The sequence below is a fragment of the Streptomyces mayonensis genome (genome assembly GCF_018982965.1).
Taxonomy (GTDB): domain Bacteria; phylum Actinomycetota; class Actinomycetes; order Streptomycetales; family Streptomycetaceae; genus Streptomyces; species Streptomyces mayonensis.
Map to the genome: position 1 here is coordinate 21,392 of NZ_JACBYP010000101.1, position 9,327 is coordinate 30,718.

The 9,327-nt window shown below is 72.8% G+C and carries 8 protein-coding genes, 1 tRNA gene and 1 pseudogene; 5 read left to right on the forward strand and 5 right to left on the reverse strand.

What is annotated here, in order from left to right:
• Positions 1–8 precede the first annotated feature (8 nt).
• Positions 9–776, forward strand: coding sequence for an IclR family transcriptional regulator (locus HZS56_RS28945; RefSeq protein WP_216723750.1), 768 nt, complete (start codon positions 9–11; stop codon positions 774–776).
• A gap of 174 nt (positions 777–950) precedes the next feature.
• On the opposite strand, the gene HZS56_RS28950 is transcribed toward HZS56_RS28945, so the two are convergent.
• Positions 951–1,676 (reverse strand): SDR family NAD(P)-dependent oxidoreductase, encoded by a 726-nt coding sequence (locus HZS56_RS28950; protein WP_216723751.1) that lies wholly within the window; start codon positions 1,674–1,676, stop codon positions 951–953.
• 141 nt (positions 1,677–1,817) lie between these two features.
• Between HZS56_RS28950 and HZS56_RS28955 the strand changes: the two genes are divergently transcribed.
• The 3 genes from HZS56_RS28955 to HZS56_RS28965 are packed head-to-tail and all read left to right on the forward strand — an operon-like array spanning position 1,818 to position 4,771.
• Positions 1,818–2,774, forward strand: a complete 957-nt coding sequence (locus HZS56_RS28955; protein WP_216723752.1) for a helix-turn-helix domain-containing protein — start codon at positions 1,818–1,820, stop codon at positions 2,772–2,774.
• A gap of 26 nt (positions 2,775–2,800) precedes the next feature.
• The gene (locus tag HZS56_RS28960) at positions 2,801–3,457 is read left to right on the forward strand and encodes a trimeric intracellular cation channel family protein (RefSeq protein WP_216723753.1); all 657 of its coding nucleotides are present in this window, start codon (positions 2,801–2,803) and stop codon (positions 3,455–3,457) included.
• Positions 3,458–3,478: 21 nt separating this feature from the next.
• Positions 3,479–4,771, forward strand: a complete 1,293-nt coding sequence (locus HZS56_RS28965) for a M20 family metallopeptidase (RefSeq protein ID WP_216723754.1) — start codon at positions 3,479–3,481, stop codon at positions 4,769–4,771.
• A gap of 12 nt (positions 4,772–4,783) precedes the next feature.
• Here the strand turns inward: HZS56_RS28965 and HZS56_RS28970 are convergent, their stop codons facing one another.
• Positions 4,784–5,626 carry an SCO2400 family protein gene (locus HZS56_RS28970; protein ID WP_216723755.1) on the reverse strand — a complete coding sequence of 281 codons (843 nt, stop codon included), beginning with the start codon at positions 5,624–5,626 and terminating at the stop codon, positions 4,784–4,786.
• Between the two features lie 311 nt (positions 5,627–5,937).
• Between HZS56_RS28970 and HZS56_RS28975 the strand changes: the two genes are divergently transcribed.
• Entirely contained in the window at positions 5,938–6,990 is a 1,053-nt protein-coding gene (locus HZS56_RS28975; RefSeq protein ID WP_216723756.1) for a hypothetical protein, read from the forward strand.
• 55 nt (positions 6,991–7,045) lie between these two features.
• Here the strand turns inward: HZS56_RS28975 and HZS56_RS28980 are convergent.
• The 3 genes and pseudogenes from HZS56_RS28980 to HZS56_RS39235 form a co-directional block, all read right to left on the reverse strand.
• Positions 7,046–7,118 (reverse strand) — tRNA-Lys (locus HZS56_RS28980).
• Positions 7,119–7,266: 148 nt separating this feature from the next.
• A complete protein-coding gene (locus HZS56_RS28985; protein ID WP_216723757.1) occupies positions 7,267–8,802 on the reverse strand; it encodes an amino acid permease in 1,536 nt (511 codons plus the stop codon).
• Between the two features lie 129 nt (positions 8,803–8,931).
• A pseudogene (locus HZS56_RS39235) lies at positions 8,932–9,327 on the reverse strand (DEAD/DEAH box helicase); the annotation flags it as partial.

Below are 9,327 nucleotides of genomic sequence, written 5' to 3' on the forward strand. Positions count from 1 at the left end.
CGATTCCGATGAGTGGAACGCCGACCCGCATCCCGCGCTCGGGACGGCCGTTGCACGGCGAGCCGATCCTGGAGCGGGCCTTCCGGGTCCTGGGTGCCTTCACCGAGGCCGGGGAAGGCCTGACCCTCCGTGTACTCGCGGCCCGGGCGGGTCTCCCGAAGAGCACCGCGTCCCGGATCGCGACCCAGCTGACGGATGTCGGCGCCCTCGAGCGCCTCGACAACGGCGACTTCGTCGTCGGCCTGCAGTTGCTCGAGATCGCCTCGCTGGCTCCCCGCGGCCACGGACTGCGCGCGGCCGCGCTGCCGTTCATGGAGGACCTGCACCGGGTCACCGGCCAGCACGTCCTCCTGGCGGTGCGCGAGGGCGACGAGGCCGTTCTGGTCGAGCGCCTGTCGGCACGGGACGCGGCAGCGGTCAAGTACCGGGTCGGCGGCCGTCTCCCCCTCGCCGGAACCGGCATCGGCGTCGCCCTGCTGGCGCACGCCCCCGACCAGGTGCGGGAGGAGGTGCTGGCCCGGGCCCATGACGCGGTCCGGCTGCGCGAGTTGATGGCCGTCGTCCGCAGAGAGGGTGTCTGTGCCACGACGGTGCCCAACCCCCTGCGTTCCGGGCCCGCCACGATGTCGACCGTCGCCGCCCCGATCCTGAACCGCCGCGGTGACGCGGTGGGCGCACTGTCACTGGTCGCGCCGGACGAGGGCGGAAGCCGGGCCGCCTCCCGGACGGCGCTGCGGCAGGCGGGCCTGGCGATCTCCCGGGCGGTGCGGCCGTGAACCGCGACCGCCGGAACGGCACCGGCCACCACCCGGCACCGCCGAGGAACCGCCGCGGGACCGGCCGGGGGACCGCCGCAGAACCGCCACGGGGCCGCCGCGGGACCGGCCGGGGGACCGCCGCAGAACCGCCACGGGACCGCCACGGGACCAGCCGCGGGACCGACCAGGGGCTCAGGACTCGACGAACTTGTCCGCCAGGCCCCGTTCCAGGTAGTCGTCCGGCAGGTCCCGGACGACCAGCTCGGCTTCGGTGCGCTCGGTGTGCAGCCGCCAGTAGGCGTCGGCGATCGTCTGCGGCTGGGAGTCGTGGCCGCCTTGGCCGATGAAGGCGGCGATCGCCACGTGCGCGGCGTAGACGCCGGTGCCGGAAAGCGCCGCGTGCAGGTTGAGGATCCAGTTGCGCATCCCGCCGGTGGCGATCTGCACGTTCGCCACGTGCGGGGCGATCACCGGCCCCGACCCTGCCCCGCTGCTGACCAGGACCGTCCCCGTGCCGCGCGCCAGCATGCCGGGCAGGACGTGCTGCACCGCCGCGACGCCCCCGAGCAGATAGAGGTCCAGCTGGGCCAGGACCGAGTCGACGGTGACCTTCGCGGCCTCGACCAGCGGCGCCCGGCGCAGGTCGGCCGGGGACGGCGCGGGCGAGTACTCGAGGATGTCGATCGGCCCCAGCCGCTCCTCGGCGGCGGTGAGCGCCGCGTGCAGGGCGGGACGGTCGGTGACGTCGGCGGGGAACACCTCGGCCCGCACGCCCGTGTCGGACAGGTCGTCGGCCACCGCCTGCAGCGTCGTACGGTTGCGGGCGATCAGCGCCACGTCCACCCCCTCGGCGGCGAACCGCCGGCCGATCGCGCGCCCCAGCTGAGGGCCTGCGCCCACGATCGCGAGCGTGCTCAATTCGCCACCTCGTTACCCTTGTTCGGACGTTCCGGACTGCGGATCCCGGATCTCTGACACATGCCGGAACAACGGTAGGAAGCGTGTGGTCTCCGCGGCTCGGACCGGTGCGACAGCCTGAACGGAAGATTCGCGACAACGATGAGCGGCACTTTCTCGGCAGACGTGAGCGGCACGAACGCGTTCAGCGACTTCGCACACGCGTGGCACAGCCGGATGGGCGAGACCTTCGCGCTGGCGCCCTTCCGCCGGACGACCGTGTCCGGCTTCTCGGCGCGGTCCCGCGGGTTCCGGGTGCGGGACATCATGTTCAACCGCTTCGAGACCGCGGCCGCCCTGCGGACGGCGGGCCGACGGGTCGGGGCCGACGATCACGTACGCCTGTGGATCGTCCACCGGGGGACCTGGCGGCTCGGGCAACCGGGAGGTGCCGAGCACGCGGCACCCGCCGGCCGCCTGCTGGTGCAGACGGGGCAGCTGTCGTACTTCTCCGCGGCGCCACGCACCGCCCTGCAGGTACTCGTGCTGCCCGCCGCCGAGGTACGGCACCCACGGCGCAGGCCGGCCTCCGGTCCGGTCGGCACCGCCGAGGTGCGGCTGCTGACCGCGCACGCCACCATGGTGGGCCGGATGCTGGACCGCCTCGGGCCGGCCGGGGCCGACGCCGCCCGCGACACCCTGGCCGAGCTGGCCCGGGCCGCCGTCGGAGGCGGCCTCGACGATGCCGAACCCCTGCTGGCGCCGGCCCTGGCCCAGGCCGCCCGGGACCTGGCCGACCGCCGGCTCACCGATCCCGACCTCTCCCCCGCGGCTCTCGCACGGAAACTGAACGTCTCCACGCGTACCCTGCAGCGGGCCTTCGCGAAGGAAGGCCGGTCGCTGAGCGCCTACATCCGGGTCCGCCGCCTCGAGGAGGCACGCCGGGCGCTCGTCACGCCGCACCGGCGCGCGACCGTCACGGAGATAGCCGCCCGCTGGCAGTTCGCCGACAGCGGCCACTTCGCCCGCGCCTTCCGCAGGCACTACGGCCGGACCCCGACCGACTACGCCGCGGCCGCCGCGCGCGAAACGGAGCCCCCGGAGCCGCATGGGGCATGAACGCGGGCCGGGGTACCCGGCCCCGCATGAGTTCCGAACCCGCGCCGCTGCTCGCCCTCGATCTCACCGGCACGTTCGCGTTCGGGCTGAACGGGGCGCTGACGGCGGTGCGGGCGGCGCGGCTGGACGTCGTGGGCGTCGTCGTACTCGGCATGATCACCGCGCTGGGCGGCGGCTTCATCCGGGACGTCCTCATCGACTCGCTGCCGCCCGCGACCCTGCTGGACTGGCGGTACTACACACTCGCCGCCGGCGGCGGACTGCTCGCCTTCGCCCTGAGCAGGCACCTGCGGCGGCTGGAACCGGCGATCGACGTGCTCGACGCGGTCGGGCTCAGCACCTTCGCGGTCATCGGCGCGAGCAAGGCCCTGGACGCCGGGCTCGGCATCGCGCCCGCGGTCCTGCTGGGCGTCGTCACGGCGGTCGGCGGCGGCACGATCCGCGACACGCTCGTCCGCCGCATCCCGACGGTGCTGCGCACCGGCCTGTACGCCGTCCCCGCCCTGGTGGGCGCGGCCATCACGGTCGCCACCGTCGAGACCGGCCGCTACGGCCTCCCCGCCGCGCTGGGCGCCGCGGCGGCCTGCTTCCTGATCCGCGTGGTCGGTCTCCGCCTCGGCCTCAACGCCCCCGAGCCGCCCGAGACGCGCTCTCCCGGTGGCCGATCGCGCAAGCGTGCGTAGGCTCGAAATCATGGAGTCCCGATGAGCGCCCCGGACACCGGCCGCACCGGCCCCGCCCCGACCGACGCCGCCCGCACCGTCCTCGCCGGTCTCGACGACGTGCGTCCGGACCTGGAGGACCTCTACCGGGACCTGCACCGCCACCCCGAACTCGGGCTGCGCGAGCACCGTACGGCGAAGAAGGCGGCGGACGCCCTCCGGGAGAGCGGCTACGACGTCACCGAGGGCGTCGGCGGCACCGGCGTGATCGGGGTCCTCGCGAACGGGGACGGCCCCGTCGTCATGGCCCGCGCGGACATGGACGCCCTGCCGGTGCAGGAGCGGACCGGCCTCCCGTACGCCTCCACCGCGACCGTGCGGGACGACCAGGGCAACGAACAGCCGGTGATGCACGCCTGCGGCCACGACGTGCACGTCACGAGCCTGGTCGGCTGCGCACGGCTGATGGCCGCGCACCGGGACACCTGGAAGGGCACCTTCGTCGCGCTCTTCCAGCCCTCCGAGGAGAACGGCGACGGCGCCGACGCCATGATCAAGGACGGCCTCACCGAGAAGTCGCCCCGGCCCGACGTCGTCCTCGCCCAGCACGTCCTGCCCCACCCCGCCGGTTACGTCGGCACGCGGCCGGGCTCCTTCCTGTCCGCCGCGGACAGCCTGCGCGTCACCGTGCACGGCAGGGGCGCACACGGTTCCGCTCCCCAGGCCTCCGTCGACCCCGTCGTCATCGCCGCCACGATCGTCGTACGCCTGCAGACCATCGTCTCGCGCGAACTGGCCGCCACCACTCCCGCCGTCGTGACGGTCGGCAGCATCCGCGCGGGCAGCGGCCCCAACGTCATCCCCGACCGGGCCGTACTCGAACTCAACGTCCGCACGTACGACGACGCCGTCCGCACCCAGGTCCTGGACGCGATCAAGCGCATCGTCCGGGCGGAGTGCGAGGCGTCCCGCGCACCGCAGGACCCCGAATTCGAGCGGATCACGTCCTTCCCGCCCACCGTCAACGACGAGGAACCGACCCGGCGCGTCGCCGAGGCCTTCGCGGCGTACTTCGGCGACGACGCCCACACCGTCGGGCTGCAGACCGCCAGCGAGGACATGAGCGAGATCCCGCAGGCCTTCGGGGTGCCGTTCACGTACTGGGCGATCGGCGGCACCGACCCGGAGCGCTACGCCGAGGCCGCCCGGAAGGGCACCGTCACCCAGGACGTCCCGGTCAACCACAGCGCCGGCTTCGCCCCCGTCGTCCAGCCGACCCTGGACACCGGTGTCAGCGCCCTGACCGTCGCCGCGCTGGCCTGGCTCGGCGGCTGACGACGGGGGCGGTCAGCCGAGGCACACCACCAGCAGGCAGAGCTGCGGTGACGACGGTTCCGCCGCCGGGGGCGCCTGGGGCGTGTCCTGCTCCGCGCTGTCGCCGGGGGCGGTGGTGGCGGGCGGCTGCTGGGTCTCGGGGGCGGAGCTCTCCGGGTCCGTGTCGCCCGTCGACGGGGCGGTGGTCTGCGGCCGGGGCTGCGCGGTCGCCGAATCCGCGGCGGAGCCGGCCGGCTCGGTGCCGCCGTCCCGGGTCGGGGCCGTCTCCGCGGAGGGGCGTTCGGACGGGACGGATCGCGGCGGCGCGGCACTGTCCGTCGTCGGCCGCGCCTGCTGCGGCGGCGAGGAGCCTGCGGCGGGCGACGACGCGTGCGGGCGCTCGGGGGCGGCCGGCGCGGCGGTCGCCGGGGGCTCCTGCCCGGCCGGGTGCTCCTGCGAGACGGACGGGCTCCGGTTGTCCGACGCGGTGGCGGCCTGCGTCCGGTCGTTGGAGTGCCGGTCCATCGAGGCGATGGTCAGACCGCCGCCGACGATGGCGACGGCACTCGCGACCACCGCACGGCGCTTGTTCTTCTTCCAGCGGGCCAGCTGACGGCGGCGAGCCGCCCGCCCCTGCTGCCGCACGGGCGGGATCTCCCCGACATCGATGTCGTCACCATCGATGTCGCCGCCGGGCGAAGGAGCGGGAGCGGGAGCAGCGACCGCAGCGGCGGCATACGGCACCACGCCACCGGTGCCCCCGGCCTCCCCCGCGTCCCCGGCCACATGCGGGTCGATGTCCGGGGCGTAGGCACCGCAACCGGGGCACACCAGGGCGCCGTTGAGGTGCCGACGACATGAGGAGCAGTAATCCATCTGCGGTCTACCGGTCTTCCTGGTTCCACGGCACCGTCGGCTCACCCGGGCCACGGCCGGCCTGGCTGCATTCACACAAGGAATCGAGCAGCCAGCCACGCTAACGGGACTTTCGCAAGGCTGTGCGCAGCCCGTGTGACGCTCCTGCGGGGATTCGATGGGCATGAAAGAAGTACGGGCCGCAACGCCCGTGTCCCTGATCTCAGTTGGCCCGAAACGATCTCGCCCGGGCTGCGGAATGGAGAATTCTGGGGCTGCCGCGAGCACGCCCACCGTGGCCCGCGCCACCGGTGGAAACCGAAGGAGTCGACGTGACCAGAACCGGTCCCCAGCGCTATCCCGGCGCGTCCACCGCCTACTGGTACGGCAGCAAGTACCCCGGCTCGGCGATGGAGTCCAACGTCGTGGTCTGGCACACCACCGAGGGCACCAGCCTCCCGTCCTACGGCGGCGGGGCGTCGGCGCCGAACTTCACCGCCAAGCCGGACTTCTCGGCCCGGCGGCTCGTCTGGTACCAGCACTTCGACTTCGACGAGTCCTCCCGCGCCCTGGTCAACCAGTCCGGCGGCGTGGAGACGAACACGCTGAACGTCGTCCAGGTGGAGCTGGTCGGCACCTGCGACCCGAGCACGCACAAGAAGTGGGGCAGCACCCCCCACCTCTACTCGCCCGAGCTGCCCGACTGGGTGATCCGGGACCTGGCCGCGTTCGCGAAGTGGGCCCACCAGAACCACGGCGTCCCGCTCACCAGCGGCCTCACCTTCAAGGCCTACCCCGGTTCCTACGGCAACTCCGGCGTCCGCATGAGCAACGCCGCCTGGAACAACTTCCACGGGCACTGCGGGCATCAACATGTCCCGGAGAACGACCACGGCGACCCCGGTGCCTTCCCCATGACCGCGATCCTCGCCCGCGCCAAGGGCGAGACCCCCGAGGAGGACGATCCCATGCCCCGCTACACGAGTCTCGGCATGACGAAGCCGATGACGGTCCAGCCCGACACGTGGAAGACCATCGCGTTCGACACCGAGTGGAGGGACGACCTCAAGCAGCACTACGAGGACGGGCAGACCTTCGCCAAGGGCGCCCACTACAACGGCGTCCTGTACGTCTACACCGACGACCTGGGCCGGGGCGAAGAGCTCCAGATCCGCCTCGTGGAGGACGACGTCGACGCCGGCCGGACGGTGAAGGCGTTCCCGCCGACCGAGGTCATCGGGTCCAGCGGCGGCACCTACAGCTATGTGCCGGCCGTCGGCTTCGTCGGCAAGGACCGCCGCGTGAAGTTCCAGATCGCCCACTACGGCGACGGCCCGCTCACCCTGAAGCGCGCCGAACTGAAGGCCCACCTCTGGCCCCTGTGACGGCCCGAACACACGGAACCCCGGCTCGTCCTGCCGTGAGCCGGGGTCCGACCGGTAGGCCCTGTGGGACTCGAACCCACAACCAATGGATTAAAAGTCCACTGCTCTGCCAATTGAGCTAAGGGCCCAGGGCGCTGTGTCGCGCCGTGTTGTGCGGTGCTGCGTGATGTTGCCACACCGAGCATAGCCGGAGGCGGCCGGGAGGCCGATCGGGTATCCCGCTCCCGGCCGCGTCGCGGGTTCCGGCAGGAGCCGGACGACGGGAACGACGTTCCCTTACGGGTCCACCGGCTCGGGGGCGTTCGCGTGGGCGGCGGTGCGGGCGCGGGTGCGTTCGTGGTCGGGGTTGAGGAACCAGTGCCGGGCCGAGGCCAGCCACCAGGTCGCGGCGAAGCCCAGGACGACCAGGACGGCGACGGGCGCGTAGTTGAAGGTCTCCCAGGTGACCGGGGAGACCTGGGGCAGCATGAACAGCACCGTGATGACGCAGACCCACGTCACCGCCACCACACCCACCGCCTGCGACCAGCGGCCCAGGTGCCACGGCCCGCGTTCGAAGGCGGCGCCCTTGCGGACGCGCAGGAGCGTCGGGATGACGTACGCGATGTAGAGGCCGATGACCGCGATGGAGGTCACCGCCGCGTACGCCGTGTCGTTGATGAGGTAGGGCAGGCCCAGGACGAGGGCGCCGAGCGCCGCCAGCCAGACCGCCGCGACCGGTGTGCGGGTGCGCGGGTTCACCGAGTGCCAGACGTGGGACCAGGGCAGCGCGCCGTCCCGGGAGAAGGCGTAGATCATGCGGCTGTTGGCCGTCACCGACGCCATGCCGCAGAAGAGCTGGGCACCGATGACGACGAGGAGCAGCAGCTTGCCCGCGGTCGCGCCGAGGGCGTCCAGGAGGATCTGGGCGGGCGGCGCGCCGGTCGGGGACGTCAGGGCACCCTCGTAGGACTGGATGGCGAAGGTGAAGCCCAGCAGGAGGACGAAGCCGGCGATCCAGGAGGTCCAGATGGAGCGGACGATGCCCTTCGGGCCGGCCGTGGACGCGTCGTGCGTCTCCTCGGTCATGTGGGCGGAGGCGTCGTATCCGGTGAAGGTGTACTGGGCCATCAGGAGGCCGAGCAGGACCACGTAGACGCCGCTGCCCCAGCCGGTGTTGTTGACGAACTCGCCGAACACGAAGGACGCCGACTGGTGGTGGTCGGGCGCGAAGGTCAGCGCGCCGACGATCACCGCGACGCCCAGCACGTGCCACCACACGCTCACGCTGTTCAGCAGGCCGACGATGCGGACGCCGAAGGTGTTCAGCAGGCCGTGCAGGATCAGGATCGCGGCGAAGAGGAGGATCGTGCGGCCGGGCGTCACCTCGAAGTCGAACTGCAGGTTCAGGTAGGCGCCCAGGAAGGACGCGGCGCCGAAGTCGATGCCGGCGGTGACCGCGACCTGGCCCAGCACGTTGAACCAGCCCGTGAACCACGCCCAGGCCGCCGCCGTGCGCGCGGGTGCCAGGCGGTGCGCCCAGAAGTACAGGCCCGCGGAGGTCGGGTACGCCGAGCAGATCTCGGCCATCGCCAGGCCGACGAAGAGGGTCATCAGGCCGACGGCGACCCAGCCCCAGGTGATGACGGCGGGGCCGCCGGTGTTCATGCCGAAGAGGTAGAGGGTCAGGCAGCCCGAGAGGACCGAGATGATCGTGAAGGAGACCGCGTAGTTGGAGAACGCCGACATGCGGCGGGCCAGAACCTGGGTGTAGCCGAGCTGGGCCAGCCGTTCCTCGTCCGAGGGGCCACTCGCCTTGGCGTCATCTGTCATGCCCCCAGCAATTCCCTCGCGGCGAGCGTGACATGCGTCACTCCGTGGCCGAAACCGGTCCGTGACGCGACGCGCCGTGGCCTCCACCCGGAGGGGCGGAGGCCACGGCGCGTTTCAGGTGTTCAGGCGTCAGCCGTTGCGCTTCCAGCGCGGCTTGTCGTCACGGCGGCCGAAGGACGAACCGCGGTGGTCGTCACGGCGGCCGTACGGCCGGTCGTGGCCGCCGGAGCGGAAGCCGGGGCGGTCGCCCTGGCGGTCGCGGTTGAACGGACGGTCGCTGCCACGGTGACCGCCGCGCTCGCCGCGGTCGTCACGGCGGAAACCGCCACGGTCGTCGCGCCGGTCGTCGCGACGGAAGCCACCGCGGTCGTCACGCCGGTCGAAGGAACGCCCACCGCGGTCGTCGCGCCGGTCGTCACGGCGGAAACCCCCACGGTCGTCACGGCGGTCGTCGCGACGGAAGCCACCGCGGTCGTCACGCCGGTCGAAGGAACGCCCACCGCGGTCGTCGCGCCGGTCGTCACG

Bases quoted from the DNA above. Each gene is read 5' to 3' on its own strand.
- HZS56_RS28945 (WP_216723750.1), top strand. From the start codon at position 9: ATGAGTGGAACGCCGACCCGCATCCCGCGCTCGGGACGGCCGTTGCAC.
- HZS56_RS28955 (WP_216723752.1), top strand. From the start codon at position 1,818: ATGAGCGGCACTTTCTCGGCAGACGTGAGCGGCACGAACGCGTTCAGC.
- HZS56_RS28960 (WP_216723753.1), top strand. From the start codon at position 2,801: ATGAGTTCCGAACCCGCGCCGCTGCTCGCCCTCGATCTCACCGGCACG.
- HZS56_RS28965 (WP_216723754.1), top strand. From the start codon at position 3,479: ATGAGCGCCCCGGACACCGGCCGCACCGGCCCCGCCCCGACCGACGCC.
- HZS56_RS28970 (WP_216723755.1), bottom strand. From the start codon at position 5,626: ATGGATTACTGCTCCTCATGTCGTCGGCACCTCAACGGCGCCCTGGTG.
- HZS56_RS28985 (WP_216723757.1), bottom strand. From the start codon at position 8,802: ATGACAGATGACGCCAAGGCGAGTGGCCCCTCGGACGAGGAACGGCTG.